This window comes from Vagococcus fluvialis (assembly GCF_048815235.1).
GTDB lineage: Bacteria > Bacillota > Bacilli > Lactobacillales > Vagococcaceae > Vagococcus.
This window is the reverse complement of sequence record NZ_JBMEAO010000023.1, coordinates 17,755-38,547: the sequence shown is the minus strand read 5'-3', so window position 1 is coordinate 38,547 and position 20,793 is coordinate 17,755. Positions and strand designations below refer to the sequence as shown.

The following is a 20,793-nucleotide window of genomic DNA, read 5'->3' as shown; positions in this document are numbered from 1 at the left end:
TATGACATGTGGTGTCCTCCTTAGATTGTTCTTTCGCAATTTCATTCTAACGGATATCACATGTTTTTTTGTATAAAAAAACTGTTGATAGTTTTAAACTACCAACAGTAGAAATTATAGAGCCTTTAAAAAGTTATTCATTTCTTCTTCCGGTATCATTTGAGAATTATACATGTCTTTTATTTTAGAAATAGCTTCACTTTTAGCAGTTTCTATATTGAATTCGCTTGCACTTTGAGTTTTTTCAGTTTTTACTACACCAATATCTGTATTTTTTCTTTCTTCAGCATTAACATATGTTCCAACTAATAATGTTGTTAGCAACAACCCCGTAAACAATAATTTTTTCTTCATAATAATCCTCCTTTTTGTAACGTTTGTAATAATTGTAACACAAAAGAAATAAAAGTCAATTATTTTTAATATTCGATTTAGTTGTACTGAATTTTTTTACTGATAAATTGTTAATGCATTCTTCAATTATTAACTTATTAAATGTGATTTATGTTAACTCTGACATTTCTAAGAGAAAATCATAGATAATTACTTTAGAAAATATTTAAATCCCTTAGAAAGTTTTTCTGAGGGATTTTTAGTTTGTAATAATATCAGGTTATGTTAAGTAATCAGTTAAGTAACTATTTTTAGTTCAGGCTCATTCTTGGTTACTACTGAAATGATATTCATTCTATTTTTATCTATTTCTAACTCTATTTTTAAAAATTCCTGTAATAAATCATTGAGAACAGTGATAATAGAAGTATCAATAAATATTGGAGGAGTGAGTAAAATGAGTGAGTCTATTTTATCAATAAAACTTAAAGAGTATAGAATTGCTAACTCTCTTACCCAACAAGAGTTAGCCGAAATACTAGATGTTAGCGATAAAAGTATTTCTAAATGGGAGTTAGGGAATACGTATCCTAGTAAAAAGAATATTATCAAAATATCGGAACTCTTAGATATTTCGATGGAGCTTTTATTATTAGAAGAGGTAGTGGAAGAAAAGCAAAAAGAAAATAGTATTACCAAGTATTTAATACCTGTATTAATTGCCGCAGTGTTTGTTATGACTGTCTTTAATTTTTTAAGTCTACAAACAATTAAACAACAAAATAGTGAATTAGCATTGAAAGAGAAAAAAATTGAGCAACAACAAATAGAGTTAGATAAATTATATGATTATACAGTGACACTGGTGTTAGCACCTAAAACGCCTTATACTGATTTTAAAGAATATCTTGAAAAGGAATTTAACATTAAGGATGAGATACACGTCATGAATGAATCAGATTACATAATAATATCTTTTAGTATGCAGGCTCACAATAATGGTGAAATGGAGTTTCTTTTTCAAGAAATTAAGAGAGAAGCGCCTGGTTTAACGAATTCAGAATATCATTCAGTACCTTAATAAAGGAGATGATATAGATTGGAAAAATTAATACTCAAAGTAACGATTGATAGACCAATTGGTTATGTTGACGATTTTGGCAATACATATCCTGTTAATTATGGCTTTATCTCTAGAATAATCGGTGGAGATGGAGAAGAACAAGATGCTTACATCATTTCAAGAAATCCATTACCGCCATTAGAAATTTTTGTAGGAGAATTAATCGCCATTATTCACCGAAAAGATGATGTTGAAACCAAGTGGGTGGTATCAGACATAGGTGAGTCATTCTCCCTTGATGAAATTAAAGAGCAAGTTTATTTTATAGAACAGTACTTTGATTCATCTATAGAATTAGTCGTTTAATAATAAAAAGTAAGGTGATGAAATGACAAAAGAAAAGCAGAACATACTTATTCGAAAAATGGAGTTACAAGATGTTCCTCGAATTTCCAAAATGTTTGTAGAACAAGGATGGGCTCCGCGTGATATGGTTTTAGAAAACTATATCAACGAGCAAAATGAGGGTATCAGAATTGGTTTTGTAGCGGAGATAGAAAACCAAATTGCAGGATACGTTACGCTGATGGTATTAGCCAAACATGGCCCGTTTGCTAATATTTATCCTGAGGTTTCAGATTTTAATGTTTTTGAAAAATATCAAAAATTAGGAATAGGCAATCAATTATTAGATGAAGTGGAAAAAGAAGCGAAGACAATATCAGAAGTAATCACACTTGGTGTGGGACTACATAAAGGGTATGGACCAGCTCAAAGAATATACGTGAAAAGAGGATACATACCAGATGGAACAGGTGTCTGGTATCAAAATAAAAATATCGATAATAATGAATCATGCTTTAATGATGATGATTTAGCGTTATATCTTTCTAAAAAATTAAATTAATCATAATAGATTTATGATAAAAAATAGGGGATGATTTTTATGGATAAAGAAGATGTATCTGCTTATGTGGAACTTGCTATGAAAAATCTCTTTTTTGCAAAATTTCAAAGAGAAAATGTGATTAGTGAGGTTGAGCGTTTAATTAAGACAAAAGATATTGATGAGATAAAGAAATTATTGGATAAGTAGAAATCTCCCAGGCGTTGTCTGGGAGATTTAAATATTTATCTATAAATTCTGAATATCTCTAACAATAATACTTGTTTCAGTTCTTTCAATAATCCAAATATCCTTGAATGAGATTGGTTTTATTTCTCCTTGAGGTGGAACACCATTTTCTTCAAAATAATCAATAATTGTTCCTTCAAAAAGAATCTCTTTCATATTTTTATTCTGACTTGCACGTGACACCTTAACTTTGTCAATTTGAATATCAGTGAGAACATTTCTTTTATTAACTCGTTTATACTCAGCTAACTTTTGCTGAAAATCTTCATAGAGCGTTGGATCCATCCGCTCTTTAACGTCAATCATATCCCCGTAAGACCATGCTGATTGAATATTCATAAAAAGTACTCGGTATTCCCATTTCTCTAAGTTATCAATGTCGGTATATAGGGCATTTTCTTTCATATTAGAAAAAAATCTTTTGATTAGAAGGAAGGGCATTAATAAAATAGTAAGAACGAATTTCATTATGCTGTTATCAGAACTGCTTGAGCTACTACCACCAGTATTCCCACCACCTCCAGCACGAGCGTCTACTAGTATGGGATAAAAATTATAAATAATAATAATTATTGCCAAGCATAACAAAACATTTAGAGCTATTTTTAATATCTTTTTATTCATTTATTTATACCAAACATATTCTAAGAATAGTTCCTAACTTTATTTTTTAATAAAGTATATCATATGTTATAAAATTATTGTTATGTGATATATAATATGCTAACAGTCAAGTTACTTTGGGTTTATTGATAACTATCATTTATTTTTTCTAATAAATAATGTAATGAATTAAAAAATTAGAGGAATACTAATCAATTTACCTCCATAACATAAAGGAGATTTATTATGCAAAATATAATTTTGGTACAACACTCTCAATCAGAACATCATATAAACAATATGTCAGGTGGTTGGACAGATTCTAAATTGACCGAGTTAGGTAAAGAGCAAGCTTTAAAAATAGGAATAAGCTTACAAAGCATGGTTGAAAAAAATAAAGAATCTGTATTGTATTCTTCAGATTTACTAAGAGCTTCTCAAACAGCTGATATACTTGGCGAGCAACTGAATTTAAAGGTACATCTTGACCAAGGATTAAGAGAATTAAACACTGGAATTGCTACAGGACAAACAAAAGAGTGGGCAAAAAAGCATAGAAACCCAATGAAAGATAATCAATTTACTATTGACTATCGTTTATTTGATAAAGGGGAGAGTTGGCGAGAATTTTATAACCGAGTTTCGATGACTATGAATGACATTTTAAAGAATGACCAAGGTAAGCAGGTCATCATCGTTACCCATGGAGGAGCAGTAGGTTATATTGTGGCTTGGTGGTTACAATTTGAGCCAGAGATGTTACATAATGCTTATTTCCAATCTGATGTAGGTAGTATTACAAGATTAAGTGAAAATAATTTTAATCAACGTGTTTTAACTGTATTTAATGATGTATCTCATTTATAAAAGCTCTCAAAACTATTTTGTTTTGAGAGCTTTATTTTCTTTTTGGTAATGGGCCAAAACAAGCTGGACCATTTGACTGTAATCATTAATCCCATTTTTTTGTTTGTTGGATTTTAAATAAAGATCATTGGCTTGATTAGAGATTTTTTGTAAGAGCCCTTTATTATCTTCAAGATATGCTTCATAAGAATTAAAATCATATTTGAGATCTTCTGACAAAAGGCTAACCACGTTATTGTATTTATTTATATCCTCTTTTTCTAAAATAGCAATACCTTGATGAAAAGCTAAAAAATTACCGCTATATCTTAATGATTTATTATCGGAGTTGATACATGCCAGATAAGCAATAAAGTGAGCCTCGTCTTCTCTCATAAAACCAGCTTGGTGAGCTAATTCATGAATCATCGTTGCAGGTATTAAATAATTCGGTATGTCAGTATTTATATTCGATTCAAAGGTAAAAGGAAAAAATATACCACCAATCCCTGCTTTAGAAAATAACTTAGAAGATATTAAAGGTTTAGGGGTAGAATAGGTTATTTGATTAAACATAGGATACTCTGTAGATAAATTTTCTATGGCTTTAATGGATTCATCACCATAGAACGAAAAAAAATCTTGTTTGTCTTCATAATTAAACTCTTGATAGTTATCGTTTAGCTTATCGGCTAAGTCTAGGAGTAGGTTTTCTAAGTCATTAAGAGAGTTATCATTAGTTTTTTGGACTTGGTAATTAGCTGAATAACTAAAAGGATAACGATAATAATTTAGCCCACAAGTTAATGTAAAGAGAAAGTAAATCATACAGATGATAGAAATTAGATTCACGATGAATTGACTAAGCATCAATTTTCTATTTTTAGTTGCGTCTTTCTTTTTATTAAAGAAAGAAATGATAACAAACACAAGAAAACAAATAATTGTAACGATAAGAATTTCAAAAAAAGAAAATGGTAGTAAAGAAGGAATAAAGCCAATAATTGATTTAATTTTCGGGTATAAAAAGAGACTGTAAAAAGATTCAGTCCAATGAGGATGACCCGCAGCATACTGACTTAATATAAAAGAACATACAGCCAAAATTAAGGGGAGGATAAATCGTTTTCTGTAGAATGGGTATTTATAATTAACTTTTTCCATTAGTATGTCCCCTTTTAGTTGATGTCATTATCATAACACGTATTCTGTGCTGATTTTTTGAATCAATTAAAATAGTTTAGAAAAAGTATGTAGCAACCATAAATGCTATAATTAGTTTAAAAGGAATGATCAAATTGCTTATCTACCGAATGCTTTCTGAAAAAGAATGGAACGAAAATAAAAATAAACAAATATACGAACCTGAGGAATTAGTAAGAGATGGATTTATCCATTTTTCTTTTAAAAATCAATTAATTGATGTAGCGAATGCAGTATATCAAAAGTATGAAAAACTAATTGTTTTAGAAGTTAATGCTGAAAAATTAACACATCCAGAATCTTTGAAAATAGAAGATTTGTATCATTACGGTGTAGATTATCCTCATCTGTATAGTCCGTTAAATCTATCTGCAATTGTTGCCCAATTTGAAATGGTGCATTTAGAAACAGGATTTCAATTCAATTTAGGTTAGAAAAGTTAGCGTCATAACTTAAAAAGGTAAAGGATTTGGAACAACTTTTTATTTAGTAAGAGTTTCTTTGAAAATGCTAAATCATTTACAACTATTTAAAATCAAATGATAGGAGAAGAGAGTATGTTTGAAGATGATAGTTTAGAAGTAAAAATTGATATGGGGAATAAAAATTTTGTTGAATACAGTATAAGTACTTTTTTTGATTGGAAAAATATTGATGAAGCGACACTAGAAATGATTGTTGGAAAAGAAGAAGTTGAATTTAGCATATATAATCATACTAAGAGCGGTTTGTCTTATGAAGCTTTAGAATGTTTGGCTTTATTGATTGGTATGTGTACTGAAAATAATATTTCTTTTTCTATGGAAAAATTTACTAATGATAAAAGAACTATTGAGATAAAAATAATAATCACGATAGAAGATTTTGAAAGGTTAAACAACGTTAAATAAAAAAATTAAGAGAATAGTTACATGAAATGGATGAGGTAAATAAAATGACTGTTCAAACAAGTAAGACGTTAGTAATCATTAATATGATTTTAAATTTAGGGATTCCAACATTTTTTATATGGCTAGGTCTGTGTGTTCCTTATTTATCGAACAAAATAATAAAAGACATTTCAAGCAATCTTGTGGGGAGCTTGATGATATTGTGGATAATGATAATAGTTTTTTCTTTAATATTATATAAGTTGAAAAAAGTTGAAATAGATAGGCATTTAAGAAATATTTTCCTAATTATAATTTCATTATCATGTACATTATTTATTTCAACAATTATTCCATTTTTCTTTTATGTGTCATTTTCTCAAGTTCCTTAAAATTTATCCAGTTTATTAGGTATTAGAAATATTCGGATATATATGCTGAAAAAACAAAACCATGTCGTTTACATAAGAGAGAAGATACTAAGTTAGTTTAGTCATGATATAATTAGAAGAATTTAAATTATTTTGTTAAGGATGGTTGTTATGTCTATAAAACAAATTAGAATAGTAAAAATTGTCAGAATGATATTAATGTCCATTTATTTTTATTTTATATGGAGAATTCCCAAATCAGATGAACATTTTTTTATAATTGCTACAATCATTTTCTTTTGTGCGATAGCAATAGGAGAAGTCTTACCGAAAGAATACAAAGCGGGTAATACTTTTTTAGATTATAGATACAAGTGGTTGGAAGTTGCTTTAGAAATGACAACTATTTTTGTATTAGCAGGCTTGTTAATTGTTATTTATTCTTAAATAATTGTACATTATACCTATTCAATAGAGGTTGACTCAAAAGGTCAGCCTCTATTTTTGCATCCTTCTAAGCATTTTATACAGCATTACTACAGTGTTAAATAGACTCTATTTGTTGACAAATATTGTTAATCGTATTATATTCATAAAAAAAAGATACCGATTGAATGTTTTTTTGAAAGGTGCTGTGGGGGAGATTAAATTGAAAAAAAAATATACGGCGGCAGAAGTAAAAAATATGATTTTAGATAGTGCCGCTAGTTTGTTTATTGAGAAAGGGTACGAACAAACATCCATTAGTGATATCGTTTCAGGACTTGATGGTTTAACGAAAGGAGCTGTTTACCATCATTTTGAATCAAAATATCAGATTATTAGAGAACTTGCTTATCGTTTTATACCTAAGCAATCTATTTTAAATCAAATAGATACAAATACCTCCTTAACAGGTCTTCAGAAAATCCAAACACTATTAATAGAATCGATGTTTGGTGAGGAAATAATCTCATCTACTGCTTCGTCTATAAGATTACTGGAAGACTCAATCTTTACGACTATTTATCAAAAACAAATGAATGAGCATCTTGTCCCATTAATAGAAAAATATATTGAAGCAGGCAATCAGGATGGTTCTATTAATACACCTCAGCCAAAAGAGATGGCTGAAGTCGTTATTTTGTTAATTACTACTTGGTTCATTCCATCTCTATTTGAAACAACTGCAGATAATTTTTTTAATAAATTAACCACTGCTCAACTTATCTTAAATAATAGCGGTTTAGCTATTCTAAGTGATGATGTTTTACAAACTATCACAACTAACTTAATTACTAAAGGGGAATAATTATGAAAAAATTAGGGAAAATAATGGGGATTACTGTATTAATTATTTTAAGTGTCATCTTATTATTTTTTGCAGGAGTATTTATTAATAATAAAATTCAGTTAAAAAACGAAGCTAAAAAAATCATGCCAATCGAAAACTTTGTTGAAATTGACGGAAAAAAACTAAGTTACAAGGTGTCAGGAAAAGGTGATAAAATTATTGTCTTATTACCTGGATATATGACAGCTTCTCCAATTATTGATTTTAAACCATTAACTGATGAGTTGGAAAAAGATTATCAAGTAGTAACCATTGAACCTTTGGGATATGGTTTAAGTGATGATACAGATAAAAAACGTTCTGTTGAGAATCTTACTGAAGAAGTTCATAAAGTAGTCGAAGCAGAAGGGCTTAAAAATTATATTTTAATGGGACATTCTATTTTTGGCGTGTACTCACTAAATTACATCCAAACTTATCCTGATGAAGTTGAGGCATTTGTGGGAATCGATAGTAGTTTACCAGCCCAGAGTGGTGCAGACGATAATCAAGAAGGAACTATTTCGTTATTAAGTAAGTCAGGCCTTTTCCGTTTATTATCTAGTGCTAGTCCAGATATGCTTGGTACACCAGCGGGAATTGATGCTGAACTTCAAACACAATATAAATACCTTGCCTTAAGAAATATTGGATCTAACGCAACAATGAATGAAGCCAAAATAATGCCTGAAAATTTTGAAAAAACAAAAAATATGACTTATCCAAAAGAGTTACCAGTTCTCTATCTTTTAGCTTCTGAAAGTACTGATTCAGATCCAAACTGGTTAAGTATCCATGAAGAGATGGTAAAAGAAAGTAAAAAAGCTGAAATAAAAACTTTAGAAGGTACACATTATCTTCATCACACAAAAGCAAAAGAAATTACAACTGAAACTAAAAAATTTCTAGATTAGTATAATCTGATACTACGAAAATAAAATCCCCAAAACTTTCTCTATGAAAGTTTTGGGGATTTTTTATGTTAAATAGTTCTCTTTCGAAAGTGCAGAATATTAACAATATGCACCATTATGCCAAGTTAAAAATGATGATATAATAAATAAAAAGGGCTGATTACTATGCTAAATTTGTTTATGGATAATGTAGGTTTAAATTTAATATTTTTATCTATTGTTTTAGTCGGAATCATTTTGGTGGTTACTATATTTAAAATACATAGTAGAAGTACTAAAATAATTCTTGGTTTATTGGGTCTACTCACAATAATTCTAGGATTGTATGGCTTATTATTTATCATGTTCTTTGGTTACAATTCGTAATTTTTAACTTATTACAGGATAATTGTCTATATATTTTTTTAAAACTAATACAAGGGTTTAAAAATATTTACAAATTGACCAGTTTATAAATATCTTTAATAATTTTATCGATTGAGCCTTCCGTGGATATTGCAAAATGACTTCCTTTAATTATTAGAGGCTCAAAATTTTCCTTATCACTTTTTATTTTTTCCCATTCGTCGTTACTTTTTCCAAAAGGATTGTTATCTCTTATAAGGATTCGTTTTCGCATAATTTCTAAAGGAGTAGTGAGAGTGATGATAAAATCCAAATAGGGATATATTTCCTTTTGATTTTCTGTGGTACCAGCTAAAAAAATAGTTTCTTTGTTGTTTTGACTAAGATAATCAATGATTCTTTGAGTGTCCATTTTTAACGTATTATTCTTATCATCATTATAAATCCAACAATCATAATCTAAATCGATAGAAAGGTGATAGAGCTTACTTATTTCCTTTAAAATAGTAGACTTTCCCACACCTGACATTCCAGTTAATAATACTTTAACCATTTATTTTCTCCTTATTTTTTCTTAATCATATCATAATCTAGCCTGACTCAATTTGTAAAAGGAATCCTTTAAAAAGAGGCTTCCTTTTTTTATTGTGAAAAATAATACTAAGGAAATTGATTTTATCAAATTTTTACCTGCATCTCGTGCTGAAAAAAGAAAAATACCTATAGTTATGATATTATTACTGTAAATGTCTAGTAGGGGTTGGTTGTCATATTATTTGTTTACTTGAGTGTGTCAAATATCATTAAAATTTTTGTGTCTTTTTTATTGTTGTCTTCGTTTAAATTAAATCCACTTTTTATAACTTCTTTTATTATGGTTGGATTTATTTCATTGAATTTTTCGATTATTAGTTACTTATTTATCTTCGTATTGTTACTAATTTCTTCAATTTTAAGGAAAAAAGACATCATAGAGAGTATATCGCTTATAACTTCTTCAATTTGGATTAATATTAGTGTCAATATATTATTAACAACCATTGAGAGAAAAAGTAATATTCAAAATATGAGTTATTTTTGGGTGGAAGGTCTATCCTATGCTCTAATAATATTATTCAGTATTTTAGTCTCGAAATTCGTTTTACCAACTATGAAGAAAAAAGAAAAAGAATACATCTATTCAATGGTATTGATGATCGGTTTCTTTATTTACCAATTTTATCTTGTTTCTTTTTTTCCACAAACGTATATAAAAAAAATCGGCCTAAGTTTAATGCTGATAATTGTGGGTATTGTTAGTTTCTTTTTATTTAGAAGTTACAAAAAAGAACAGCTTTTAACTTTTGAGCTTGAAAAAAAAGAAATAGAAGAAAAATATCTGATGAATTACTTAAATCAAGTTAATCGGGAATATAAAGATATTAGAAAATTTAAGCACGACTATATTAATTTGTTGTCATCTTTAGAGTACGTTATTAATCAAGGCGATATTGATAGCATTAAGTCTTTTTATTCTGACAGCATCAATCCCTCTAAGGAGAGTATGAAAAATGATTATTCAAATATTGGCGCATTAGAAAAAATTAAATTAAATAGTCTAAAAAGTATTTTAGCAGTAAAAATTCTGCAAGCTGAGGAAAATAATATTAATGTTTCCCTTGAAATCATCGATGATATTAGCCAAAAGTTACTTATTAAAGATACTATTTTGATTCGAATGATAGGGATTATTATAGATAATGCCATTGAAGAAACATTGTTATTGGATGATGGTGAAATTCAAATAGCCATATTCTCTGACAAAGAGTATGTTTACCTTATTGTGAAAAATAATGTACGACCAACTATTGAACCACTCCATGTACTGAAAAAAGAAGGCTTTTCGACAAAAGGGGACAATCGCGGTATTGGCCTTAGTAATTTACAAGAATTAACGGAAAATAATTCTAATATTATGTTGGAAACTCAAATTAATAAAGGTTTCTTTATCCAAAAAATGATGATAAAAACAGAGGAGTTAGAACAGTGATACCCATATTTATCTGCGAAGATAATGTTATACAAAAAGAAAATCTCGAGACAATTATCTATAAAAAAATTCTGATTGAAGAATATGACATGAAGATAGTAGAATCAGTGACCAGTCCAGATAGAATTATTGATTATATTAATAATAATAAAAACATAGACGGTATTTATTTTTTAGATATTGATCTTAATAATGACATAAATGGCATTCAACTGGGAAGTATGATTCGTGAAAAAGATCCTAACGCTAAAATAATCTTTATTACAACCCATAGCGAGCTACTACAACTAACTTTTGAGTATAAATTAGAAGCTTTAGATTACATCTTAAAAGACTCTTCAAGTGCTGTTGTTGAAACAAAAATAGTCGAATGTTTAGAAATAGCTAATTCTTATTATCTATCAGAAAAAGTAGATAATCCTAATAAAATTAAATTAAAAATAGGCAATATAACAAAACTATTTTTATTAGAAGATATCATGTTTGTTGAAACAACTGGAACGCCTCATAAAATAAAGATTCACTTGGCAAATGGGGAACTTGAGCTATACGGAGTGTTATCTGATATTGAGGAATTGTCTAGTGATTTTGTTAGAGTTCACAAATCTATTATTATTAATCAAAATAGTATTGATTATATTGATAGAAAAAGAAAAGTAATTGTTATGACAAATGGAGAGACGTGTGGAGTCTCTGTTCGAGGATTGAAAAAAATAATTAACAGTTAAGACCGTTTTTAGTCATTTTATGATAAAAGCCATCATAAAATCACTCACTTTTATATAATTTGATAAAAGGGGTGAAACAGAATGACATTAAAAAAAATAGCAATAATAGGTTTTGGATTAGGTTGTCTATTGACAACACAGGCAACTCAAGCAGCGGAATTATTACAATCAGATAATGATTTGGCTATGGAAGAGATGATTGAGGCTCGTGGTTTAAATTTACAATTTGAATTTAGTAGCTATCCGCCAAAAACTTATAAAGGTTTAAAATTAATACACGTGAAAAAAATCAGTAATAACTCTTATATCGGTATTTATAGCTGATATGTTTGATGCATTAAGAGTTGGAGTGAAAATAGGCTGATTAAAAATTTCTTATAGGGTGTTAAGACTGCAATAATCAACTGGAATAAATCATATTTCTAATTAAAAAATAAATTCATATTATATTTGTCATTAAATTCACCTAATTCTTAAAGTAATTAAATGGATGTGATGCAGAGTAAGTAGTAAATGATGTAGTAATCTGTTACTTAATTTCACTAGTGGACTATAATATAATAAGTAAAAAAAGCCCCTGAACAATCTTTGTTCAGGGGCGTAATTATAATTTATTTTTAAAAACTTACTTTTTACTAAACTTATCTTTGGCATCGTCGATAAAATCATCTGTTTTTTCTTTTATATCTGAAGTTATTTCTTTTGTTTTACCAATTGCTTGATCTAAAATACCTTCAGCTTTTTGTTTATTATCGCCGCGTAAATCTCCCAAAACCTCTTTTGTTTTACCTTTTATCTTGTCTGTATGCCCTTTGTCTACCATAATAATCCTCCTTTAAATTTTTATTAATTTTATTCTCCTGTAAATAAATAATTTAATCATCTCTACCAAAGACGGTTCAAACAAGCCGAATAATCCTTGGAAGATATCTATTAATCAATCAGTGACATTTTTATATAAGCATGTCGCTTTGATCTTGTGATACAACTGTTATTTTAGGATAAAGAAATATAAAAAATTAAACTAATAATATTTATCATGCTTTTATAGAACAATTTCAAAAGGTTAACCTATTCGATGGATAATTGCACAACATTCATTCCTATAATTCATAAAAAGAATGAATTTATTACAACATATATCTGGAAAATTTTGTAGCTTCTTATAATAACACTTTAAAATATATATATATTAAAGTCAAAGAGAAAGTCTTCTTTTTGATATTTCGTATGAAAAAACATCATTAAACAAACAAAAACGCATATATAAAGAACTTATTCAATAAAAATGAACAAATGGTTTTATTTGCTATTTTGACACAAAAAATCCCTTAGTCATTAACTAAGGGAAAAAGGAGTTGTTTATTTACTTTGGAGGAGTAAATAAAATGAAAAAGTTTGTTAGGGTTGTTTTGTTGGTATGCCTATATATTAGTTGAGAAATATGAATTAATTTAGACTTTAATAGTTCCTTTTTTGTGAAGAATCAGTTAATAAATTAATTTTTGTTATTAGTAATTGTTAGATAATGAAATGCCCAAACAAAGATAAAAATAGGGATAGCAAAGATAGGAACTACGAAAATAAACATCGCTTCATTTGAACCGACAATACCAGATAAAAACAGAATGATAAACAAGATAACTAAAAAACAAATATTTTTAACAACCAATCTTCGTTTTTTTGAATCTTTTACTGAAAAAGAAGCCATTGTGATACAAGTTGTAATTAGAATTAAAAAATAGGCGATTCCCTGATTATCATCCAGTTTTAAACCAATTCCGTATCCAGTAGCAAACACTAAAGCAAGAAAATAAATAATACTATAAATTAGCATTAATGTGAGGATTTGGAAATAGTTGGATTTCATATGATTCTCCTAACTCTAAATGGATAGCTTTTAGTGATAAAAGTGTACCAGGTTATTGTCTAAACCCATCAATTTGCTTTAATTCCATCTCGATTAGTTCTCTTTTTTCTTCTAAAAATTCTGGTAGATAAAGAGGAATATCATCTAAATTGTACGTTTGAGGAAATTCAGGTAAACCAACTGTTTTAGAAGCAACTTCAAATAGTAAGCCATTTGGTTCTTTAAAGTATGTGGCATAGATAAACTCTCTTGGAACGATACCTGAGTTAGTAAAGTTTCTTTCGTCTATTAAGTTTTGGATTTCCTCTAAGCGTTGTTTATCAGCAGCGTAAAGAGCTAAGTGATGGATGCCTCCAATTCCTTGATCTTCTACAGGATTAATTTTGTCTTCAATCAAAAAAATCTTATGTTGAAAGACACCTTGTGTATTTTGAACGACAGTAATAGGGAAGCGTTCCTCAGGGTATCTAGCTATTTCATGAAACTCAAACCAATCTTCTAAAATAAATTGGGTAGCAGATGTATAGCGCATACGTAAATGAACTGAGTGAATACCTAAAACTGCAAATTCTTCAGGAATATCACTGTCAAGATTTGGATAATATGTTTCATCACTATTAGCGACAACGGCGAAACCAATCTTTAAGCCATCTAGATCTTCAAAGCGAAGCATAAGTTCCCCACCGTAAGTTTCAATTCCGTAATGTTCTATGTTTAATTGATTTAAGCGGTTTTCCCAATAGCTAAGTGCTTCAATGCTAGGAACAGCAAAGATAATTCTTTCGATAGAGTTAGTCCCGAAGTTATTTTCTTTAAAGGTGTTAATTTGGAAAAGAGTAAATTCTGTGCCACCTCGTCCAGTTGTATCAGAGAAAAAGAGATGATACATAGTTTGTTCATCTTGGTTAACTGTTTTTATTAAGAGTTTTAAACCCAATGTGTTATGATAAAAATCATAAGAACGATGGATATCTGATACAAGAGATGACACATGGTGAATACCTAAATTTTGCATGTCATTCAGTCCAATCTGTATTATTTTTGGAGGTAATTATAATGAAATTTTTTATAGAAAAAACAACATCAAAAGAAGCGTTTATTCTGTTTCATGGAACAGGTGGTAACGAGTTTAATTTCCTTTTTTTAACTGGAGAGCTAAACCCTCAAGCAAATGTTATTAGCTTCTTAGGAGATGTTTCAACAGGTGTTAATCGTCGTTTTTTTGCTCCTCTAAAGGATAATCAACTTGATGTGGAAGATTATGATAATCATGTTAATCGATTCTTAGAGGAATGGCAAGAAATGGCACTTTCCTTTGATAAAATAACCTTTATTGGCTATTCTAATGGAGCTAATTTTATTCAAGGTATTCTTAATAAAGCCCCTAATATTGCGGATGAAGTTATTCTAATGCATCCTCAAAATTTTCGTTTTACGTTTGAAAAATCAGAAAGAATTAAACGCGTGTTGTTAATAACGGGAGCTAATGATCCGATGATTGTTCCAGGAGATATTGTTCAATTAAAACAAGAAATGGTAAAAGTATATTCTGACGTGACGTTAACTATTACAGATGGTCAACATGGTGTAACAGATGAAGAGATTGATGAAATAAAAAAATGGTATAAATCCTAAACAAAACAGTTTTATCAAGGTGTGAAAACCATGATAAGGCTGTTTTTCTATTAGATAAAGTAATAGATTTTATCTTAGCTAACCCCCGTACCTATACAGGTATTTATAGTAGACTAGAGTAAGAAGATTATGGAGGGCTAACTATGGATATTTATCAATTGGATTATTTTATTAAAATTGTTGAAGCAGGCGGTAACTTAACTTTAGCTGCCAAAAAAGCAAATGTCTCCCAGTCGTCACTTAGTCAATTAATATCTAATTTTGAAAAAGAAGAAGATATTGAATTATTCTACCGAAAGAATGGTCGTTTGAAAGAATTAACGCCAACAGGAGAGAAGTATTATGGGTATGCTTTGAGAGTGCGAAAACTTCATTTTGATATGCATGAAATGATTCGTCGAGATTCATTAAAAAAGAAGGGGCGTATTCGAATTGGTATTCCATCACTTATTTTACGGATTTATTTCACTTCATTTTTCACTAAGTTTATTGTCCAAAATGATGAGGTGAAAATCGAAATTGTTGAAGCAGGTTCACATAAATTACATCAATTATTACTTCAAGGTGAACTAGATTTAGCAGTGCTAATTCATCCGACCTATCTAAATAAAGAAAAATTTGAAGAATTTACACTAATTATTGACGAGATAGGGGCTTTTATGAGTGTGGATCATCCGTTAGCTACTAAAAAAAATCTAGACTGGCTTGAAATTGAGAGTTATCCATTAGCTACTTTTAATCGCGATTTTTCATCGAACAAATTAATTATTAACCGTTTAAGAAGTGAAGGGATAACAAAGGACATGAAGTTTACTTCTTCATCGTGGGACTTTTTAACAGAGGTGACAAAAGAATCTACAGCGATTGCCTTGTTGCCTTCACCTATTAAGTATCAATTAAGTAAAGAAGTTAAAATGATTCCTTTTAAAGATCCAATCCCTTTTGAAATTTTATTGACACGCCCTGTTAAAGAAAATTATGAAAGTTTAGAGAGATATGTTAAAGGAGCTATCTTAACTTGTTTTGCTAATCGAAAACCGATGTTATAAAACGTCTATTAAATAGCACAATTTGTGCTATTTTTTTTGTTTAAAAAAAAGAATTAAGATGCAAAGGTTGTGAAACACGAACTATTAATTTTATTAAAGGTATTCTTAATTTATATTAAATTGTAAACGCTTACCTTTGAGGTTACATTAAGAGTGTGATTTGCGCAAATAACAAACCCAATGAAAAATGGAGTCAGGAAGGTGTTAGATCGTTATGAAAGAAGTTGTCATTGTATCAGCCTTAAGAACGGCAATTGGTTCATTTGGAGGTTCATTCAAAAATGTCTCAGCTGTTGAGTTAGGAGCAGAAGTGATTGTTGAATCTTTAAACCAATTGAATTTGTCACCAGAAGAAGTGGATGAAGTCATTTTAGGAAATGTGTTGAATGCAGGTAAGGGCCAAAATGTTGCAAGACAAGTATCTATAGCAGCTGGAATTCCTAAAGAAGTTCCTGCCTTAACAATTAATCAAGTTTGTGGATCAGGTTTACGATCTGTGATGTTAGAAGCACAAACGATTATTAGTGGGGATAACGAAGTCGTAGTGGCTGGTGGGACAGAAAATATGAGTCAGGCAGCATTTGTATTAGATCATTACCGTTGGGGTGGCAAAATGGGCCATGACCAAATCATCGATACAATGATAAAAGATGGTTTAACAGATAGTTTCCATGATATCCATATGGGAATAACAGCAGAAAATATCAGTGAAGCGTACGATATTAATCGAGAAACACAAGACAAACTAGCCGTTGAGAGCCAGCAGAAAGCAGAAGCAGCTATTAAGAATGGACGTTTTAAAGAGGAAATTATACCTATTCATATTCAACAACGTAGAAAAGAAGATTTAGTTGTTGATACAGATGAGTATCCTAGGTTCGGAGCTTCTATAGAAAATATGGCAAAATTACGACCAGCTTTTAAAAAAGATGGCACCGTTACAGCAGGGAATGCATCAGGTCTTAATGATGGCGCAGCGATTTTAATTGTAATGAGTAAAGAAAAGGCTGAAAACTTAGGTTTAAAACCATTGGTAACAATTAAAGCACAAGCCACATCAGGTGTTGATCCTTTAGTAATGGGAACTGGGCCAATACCAGCAACTAAAAAAGCATTGGCTAAAGCAGGCATGACAGTTGAAGAATTAGATTTAGTAGAAGCCAATGAAGCTTTTGCAGCACAGGCTTTGTGTGTGGTAAATGAACTAAATATTAACCCAGATATTGTAAATGTTAACGGTGGTGCGATTGCTTTAGGTCACCCAATTGGAGCTAGTGGCGCACGGGTATTAGTGACTTTAATTCATGAAATGATTAAGCAAGATGCTCATAATGGTTTAGCTACATTATGTATTGGTGGAGGTCAAGGAGTTTCACTAATAGTAGAAAGATAAAAAACAGATGGAGAGTGTGTTATGTCAATAAAAAAAGTAATGGTTGTAGGTTCTGGTCAAATGGGAGCAGGAATTGCCCAAGTTTTTGCAAAATCAGGTTTAGAGGTTTATTTGAATGATATCTCAGAAGAAATCGTAACAGCTAATATAGCCAAAATTGATAAACAATTAGCCGGACAAGTAAAAAAAGAACGCTTAACAGAAGAAGATAAGCAAGCAATTATGAATCGTATTTTACCTTCAACTTCATATGAATCAGCTAAGGAAGTTGATTTAGTTGTTGAAGCAGCTACTGAAAGAAAAGATATTAAATTATCCATCTTTAAACAATTAGATGAGGTGGCACCGGCACATACTATCTTAGCAACTAATACTTCTTCTTTATCAGTAACAGAAATTGCTTTAGCAACGAATAGACCAGATAAAGTAATTGGTATGCATTTCTTTAATCCAGCTCCAGTTATGAAATTAGTTGAGGTGATTTCTGGTTTAACCACAACGACTGAAACGAAAGAAACTATCCAAGAATTAACAAAAGAAATTGGTAAAACAGCTGTTGAAGTCAGAGATTCTTACGGCTTTGTGGTGAATCGTATCTTAATTCCAATGATTAATGAAGCCTCATTTGTTTTAGGAGAAGGCGTAGCCAGTGCTGAAGAAATTGATCAAGCCATGAAATTAGGAGCTAACCATCCATTAGGTCCCTTAGCTTTAGGCGATTTAATAGGATTAGATGTTGTTTTAGCCATTATGAATGTGTTATATGAAGGTTTTAAAGATCCTAAATATCGTGTTTCACCACTGATTCAAAAATATGTTGAAGCAGGTTGGTTAGGTAGAAAAACTGGTAAAGGATTCTTTGACTATAACTAAAAAAGGAGCGTCACTTAATGACAATGTTATCGTGTGTAGATTATAAAAAAGAAGAAAAAATCGGAATTTTAACGATTAATCGTCCGAAAGCTTTAAATGCTTTAAATTCAGAAGTACTAGATTCTTTAGAAGTATTATTAGAGAAAATTGAAGCAGATGATATTCATGTATTAGTGATTACAGGTAGTGGTGAAAAAGCCTTTGTAGCAGGAGCAGATATTACGGAAATGTCTGACATGGGAACAATGGAAGCTTGTAAGTTTTCAGAAAAAGGAAACCGTGTTTTTGCTAAAATTGAAAACTTTAGAATCCCTGTTATTGCGGCAGTTAATGGCTTTGCTTTAGGTGGTGGATGTGAACTAGCTTTATCAGCTGATATTCGTATTGCTTCATATAATGCTAAATTCGGACAACCAGAAGTTGGCTTAGGAATCATTCCAGGATTTGGTGGTACACAACGCTTAGCTCGTACAGTAGGAATGGCTAAAGCCAAAGAATTAATCTTCTCGGGCAAAGTGATTTCAGCTGAAGATGCTGAACGAATTGGCTTAGTGAATACGATTGTTGAACAAGAAGAGTTGATGAATGAAACACTAGCATTAGCAAAAAAAATTGCCTCTCAAGCACCATTAGCTGTTGAGATTGGGAAAAAAGTGATGAACGAAGGAATCAATATGACAATTGGTCAAGGTTTAGACTATGAAGTAACGTCATTTGGAGCATTGTTCTCAACAGAAGACCAAAAAGAAGGCATGTATGCATTTGTTGAAAAAAGAAAAGCAAAATTTGAAAGCAGATAGGAGATTATCATGAATAAGATTAAGACAGTTGAAGAAGCGATTGCATTAATTAAACCAGGTTCAAGTATGATGATATCAGGATTTTTAGGAGTTAGCTCTCCGATTCGTTTGATTGAGAAATTAGCTCAAAATAAAACCATTAATGGTTTGACTTTGATTATGTCAGTTGCTTCATATCCAGGTAAAGTTCACGATGTGGAAGAATTATTTTTAAATAAACAAATCAAAAAATACATTGGAGCGCACGTAGGAACATCTAAAGAATTAAGCCGCCAATATTTAAACAATGAAATTGACATTGAATTTTGTCCAATGGGTACTTTAGCAGAGCGAATTCATGCTGGTGGAGCAGGACTTGGTGCTGTAGTTACACCAGTTGGCGTTGGCACACAACAAGAAGAAGAGCATGAAGTAATCGAAGTGGAAGGTAAAAAATATTTACTTTATACACCTCTCAAAGCTGATTATGCCTTAATTAGAGGTTTTAAAGCAGATAAACAAGGAAACATTATGGCTCGAGGTACAAGTAAATCAGCTATCTTACAAATGGCTTTAGCTGCTAAAACCGTTATTGCTGAAGTGAATGAAATTGTTGAAGTTGGTGAGATTGCACCAGATGATGTAGAAGTACCAGGCCCATTAGTTGATTACATTGTTCAAGGTGACACGTTTGAAGAGTCTAAAAATTACTTTAACGAGTTATGGGCAAGTACAAATCAATTAAAAGTGGAGGTAGAATAATGAGTCCAAAAGAGATTATTTCAAGAAGAATAGCACAAGAGTTTACTAATAATTCAGTGGTTAACTTAGGTTTTGGTATCCCAAATGCTGCAGCTAACTACATTCCTGAAGGAGTGAATGTCTTTTTACAAGCTGAGAATGGCGCATTAAGTTTTGGGGCAACACCAACAGCTGAAACGTCTGATCCTGATTTAGGAAACTCAGGTGGGGCACCAATTACATTATTACCTGGTGCATCTACCTTTGACATGATGACATCATTTGCCATTATTCGTGGTGGACATGTTGATATGACTGTATTAGGAGCTTTAGAAGTTGCTGAAAATGGAGATATTGCTAACTGGCTAATCCCTGGTGTTTTAGCTCCTGGTATGGGTGGAGCGATGGATTTATTAGTAGGGGCTAAAAAAGTAGTTGTCTCATTACAACATACCGATAAAAAAGGAAATTCAAAAGTATTAAAACGTTGTACACTTCCCTTATCTGCAGCGGGAGTTGTTAATATGATTATTACAAACTTAGCTGTGTTTGAAGTTGTTGATGGTGGTCTATTGTTAACTGAAACAGCACCAGGTGTTACTGTGGAAGATGTGTTAGAAAAAACAGAAGCAACAGTTATCGTCTCTGAAACAGTTAAAGAAATGAGTATCTAATAACTTGGTTGATGAGTAGGTTAATCTA

27 protein-coding genes are annotated in these 20,793 nt (G+C 30.5%); 20 read left to right on the top strand and 7 right to left on the bottom strand.

Translation table 11 applies throughout. From position 1 onward, the window contains the following. Positions 1–114 precede the first annotated feature (114 nt). Positions 115–354, bottom strand: a complete 240-nt coding sequence (locus ACODH8_RS13330) for a hypothetical protein (protein ID WP_332466795.1) — start codon at positions 352–354, stop codon at positions 115–117. Between the two features lie 436 nt (positions 355–790). Here ACODH8_RS13330 and ACODH8_RS13325 point away from each other — a divergent pair, with 436 nt between their 5' ends. Genes ACODH8_RS13325 through ACODH8_RS13310 form a run of 4 tightly spaced genes read left to right on the top strand, consistent with a single transcriptional unit; the run spans position 791 to position 2,492 of the window. Further along, complete coding sequence (locus ACODH8_RS13325) at positions 791–1,414, top strand: helix-turn-helix transcriptional regulator (protein WP_332466796.1); 624 nt, start codon at positions 791–793, stop codon at positions 1,412–1,414. Positions 1,415–1,432: 18 nt separating this feature from the next. Beyond that, on the top strand, positions 1,433–1,762 hold the full coding sequence (locus tag ACODH8_RS13320) for an inorganic diphosphatase (RefSeq protein ID WP_332466797.1): 330 nt from the start codon (positions 1,433–1,435) through the stop codon (positions 1,760–1,762). Positions 1,763–1,784: 22 nt separating this feature from the next. Then, positions 1,785–2,303: a GNAT family N-acetyltransferase gene (locus ACODH8_RS13315; RefSeq protein WP_420517766.1), complete on the top strand. Its 519-nt coding sequence runs from the start codon at positions 1,785–1,787 to the stop codon at positions 2,301–2,303. A 39-nt stretch (positions 2,304–2,342) separates the two neighbouring features. After that, the gene (locus ACODH8_RS13310; protein WP_332466799.1) at positions 2,343–2,492 is read left to right on the top strand and encodes a hypothetical protein; all 150 of its coding nucleotides are present in this window, start codon (positions 2,343–2,345) and stop codon (positions 2,490–2,492) included. 39 nt (positions 2,493–2,531) lie between these two features. Here the strand turns inward: ACODH8_RS13310 and ACODH8_RS13305 are convergent, their stop codons facing one another. After that, the gene (locus ACODH8_RS13305; protein ID WP_332466800.1) at positions 2,532–3,155 is read right to left on the bottom strand and encodes a TIM44-like domain-containing protein; all 624 of its coding nucleotides are present in this window, start codon (positions 3,153–3,155) and stop codon (positions 2,532–2,534) included. A gap of 225 nt (positions 3,156–3,380) precedes the next feature. On the opposite strand from ACODH8_RS13305, the gene ACODH8_RS13300 reads away from it, so the two are divergent. Then, positions 3,381–4,001, top strand: coding sequence for a histidine phosphatase family protein (locus ACODH8_RS13300; protein WP_332466801.1), 621 nt, complete (start codon positions 3,381–3,383; stop codon positions 3,999–4,001). Positions 4,002–4,013: 12 nt separating this feature from the next. On the opposite strand, the gene ACODH8_RS13295 is transcribed toward ACODH8_RS13300, so the two are convergent. Beyond that, the gene (locus ACODH8_RS13295) at positions 4,014–5,144 is read right to left on the bottom strand and encodes a DUF3810 domain-containing protein (RefSeq protein WP_332466802.1); all 1,131 of its coding nucleotides are present in this window, start codon (positions 5,142–5,144) and stop codon (positions 4,014–4,016) included. Positions 5,145–5,278: 134 nt separating this feature from the next. Here ACODH8_RS13295 and ACODH8_RS13290 point away from each other — a divergent pair, with 134 nt between their 5' ends. From ACODH8_RS13290 to ACODH8_RS13270, 5 genes are all read left to right on the top strand, one after another. Next, positions 5,279–5,617, top strand: a complete 339-nt coding sequence (locus tag ACODH8_RS13290) for a DUF952 domain-containing protein (RefSeq protein WP_332466803.1) — start codon at positions 5,279–5,281, stop codon at positions 5,615–5,617. A gap of 123 nt (positions 5,618–5,740) precedes the next feature. Next, entirely contained in the window at positions 5,741–6,073 is a 333-nt protein-coding gene (locus ACODH8_RS13285) for a hypothetical protein (protein WP_332466804.1), read from the top strand. 521 nt (positions 6,074–6,594) lie between these two features. Further along, positions 6,595–6,870 (top strand): hypothetical protein, encoded by a 276-nt coding sequence (locus ACODH8_RS13280; protein ID WP_332466805.1) that lies wholly within the window; start codon positions 6,595–6,597, stop codon positions 6,868–6,870. A gap of 202 nt (positions 6,871–7,072) precedes the next feature. Next, on the top strand, positions 7,073–7,714 hold the full coding sequence (locus ACODH8_RS13275) for a TetR/AcrR family transcriptional regulator (RefSeq protein WP_332466806.1): 642 nt from the start codon (positions 7,073–7,075) through the stop codon (positions 7,712–7,714). Positions 7,715–7,716: 2 nt separating this feature from the next. After that, the gene (locus tag ACODH8_RS13270; RefSeq protein ID WP_332466807.1) at positions 7,717–8,649 is read left to right on the top strand and encodes an alpha/beta hydrolase; all 933 of its coding nucleotides are present in this window, start codon (positions 7,717–7,719) and stop codon (positions 8,647–8,649) included. A 433-nt stretch (positions 8,650–9,082) separates the two neighbouring features. On the opposite strand, the gene ACODH8_RS13265 is transcribed toward ACODH8_RS13270, so the two are convergent. After that, a complete protein-coding gene (locus tag ACODH8_RS13265; protein WP_332466808.1) occupies positions 9,083–9,547 on the bottom strand; it encodes an AAA family ATPase in 465 nt (154 codons plus the stop codon). A gap of 513 nt (positions 9,548–10,060) precedes the next feature. On the opposite strand from ACODH8_RS13265, the gene ACODH8_RS13260 reads away from it, so the two are divergent. The 3 genes from ACODH8_RS13260 (at position 10,061) to ACODH8_RS13250 (ending at position 12,075) form a co-directional block, all read left to right on the top strand. After that, the gene (locus tag ACODH8_RS13260) at positions 10,061–11,023 is read left to right on the top strand and encodes a GHKL domain-containing protein (RefSeq protein WP_332466809.1); all 963 of its coding nucleotides are present in this window, start codon (positions 10,061–10,063) and stop codon (positions 11,021–11,023) included. Continuing rightward, on the top strand, positions 11,020–11,751 hold the full coding sequence (locus tag ACODH8_RS13255) for a LytTR family DNA-binding domain-containing protein (RefSeq protein ID WP_332466810.1): 732 nt from the start codon (positions 11,020–11,022) through the stop codon (positions 11,749–11,751). The genes ACODH8_RS13260 and ACODH8_RS13255 overlap by 4 nt, the downstream gene beginning before the upstream one ends. Before the next feature lie 81 nt (positions 11,752–11,832). Then, positions 11,833–12,075, top strand: a complete 243-nt coding sequence (locus ACODH8_RS13250; RefSeq protein WP_332466811.1) for a hypothetical protein — start codon at positions 11,833–11,835, stop codon at positions 12,073–12,075. 301 nt (positions 12,076–12,376) lie between these two features. On the opposite strand, the gene ACODH8_RS13245 is transcribed toward ACODH8_RS13250, so the two are convergent. The 3 genes from ACODH8_RS13245 to ACODH8_RS13235 all read right to left on the bottom strand — a co-directional run bounded on the left by ACODH8_RS13245 (position 12,377) and on the right by ACODH8_RS13235 (position 14,636). After that, positions 12,377–12,574: a CsbD family protein gene (locus tag ACODH8_RS13245; protein ID WP_332466812.1), complete on the bottom strand. Its 198-nt coding sequence runs from the start codon at positions 12,572–12,574 to the stop codon at positions 12,377–12,379. A gap of 675 nt (positions 12,575–13,249) precedes the next feature. Next, positions 13,250–13,621, bottom strand: a complete 372-nt coding sequence (locus tag ACODH8_RS13240) for a hypothetical protein (protein ID WP_332466813.1) — start codon at positions 13,619–13,621, stop codon at positions 13,250–13,252. Positions 13,622–13,673: 52 nt separating this feature from the next. Then, positions 13,674–14,636, bottom strand: a complete 963-nt coding sequence (locus tag ACODH8_RS13235; protein ID WP_332466814.1) for a VOC family protein — start codon at positions 14,634–14,636, stop codon at positions 13,674–13,676. A gap of 41 nt (positions 14,637–14,677) precedes the next feature. On the opposite strand from ACODH8_RS13235, the gene ACODH8_RS13230 reads away from it, so the two are divergent. From ACODH8_RS13230 to ACODH8_RS13200, 7 genes are all read left to right on the top strand, one after another. Further along, on the top strand, positions 14,678–15,256 hold the full coding sequence (locus ACODH8_RS13230; RefSeq protein ID WP_332466815.1) for a phospholipase: 579 nt from the start codon (positions 14,678–14,680) through the stop codon (positions 15,254–15,256). 143 nt (positions 15,257–15,399) lie between these two features. After that, complete coding sequence (locus tag ACODH8_RS13225) at positions 15,400–16,305, top strand: LysR family transcriptional regulator (protein ID WP_332466816.1); 906 nt, start codon at positions 15,400–15,402, stop codon at positions 16,303–16,305. Positions 16,306–16,519: 214 nt separating this feature from the next. Then, on the top strand, positions 16,520–17,698 hold the full coding sequence (locus ACODH8_RS13220; protein ID WP_332466817.1) for an acetyl-CoA C-acetyltransferase: 1,179 nt from the start codon (positions 16,520–16,522) through the stop codon (positions 17,696–17,698). Positions 17,699–17,719: 21 nt separating this feature from the next. Then, positions 17,720–18,571, top strand: a complete 852-nt coding sequence (locus ACODH8_RS13215) for a 3-hydroxybutyryl-CoA dehydrogenase (RefSeq protein WP_332466818.1) — start codon at positions 17,720–17,722, stop codon at positions 18,569–18,571. A 17-nt stretch (positions 18,572–18,588) separates the two neighbouring features. Then, on the top strand, positions 18,589–19,371 hold the full coding sequence (locus ACODH8_RS13210) for an enoyl-CoA hydratase-related protein (protein ID WP_332466819.1): 783 nt from the start codon (positions 18,589–18,591) through the stop codon (positions 19,369–19,371). Between the two features lie 9 nt (positions 19,372–19,380). Beyond that, on the top strand, positions 19,381–20,112 hold the full coding sequence (locus ACODH8_RS13205) for a 3-oxoacid CoA-transferase subunit A (protein WP_332466820.1): 732 nt from the start codon (positions 19,381–19,383) through the stop codon (positions 20,110–20,112). Beyond that, a complete protein-coding gene (locus ACODH8_RS13200) occupies positions 20,112–20,765 on the top strand; it encodes a 3-oxoacid CoA-transferase subunit B (protein WP_332466821.1) in 654 nt (217 codons plus the stop codon). Before ACODH8_RS13205 ends, ACODH8_RS13200 begins: the two co-directional genes overlap by 1 nt. Positions 20,766–20,793 lie beyond the last annotated feature (28 nt).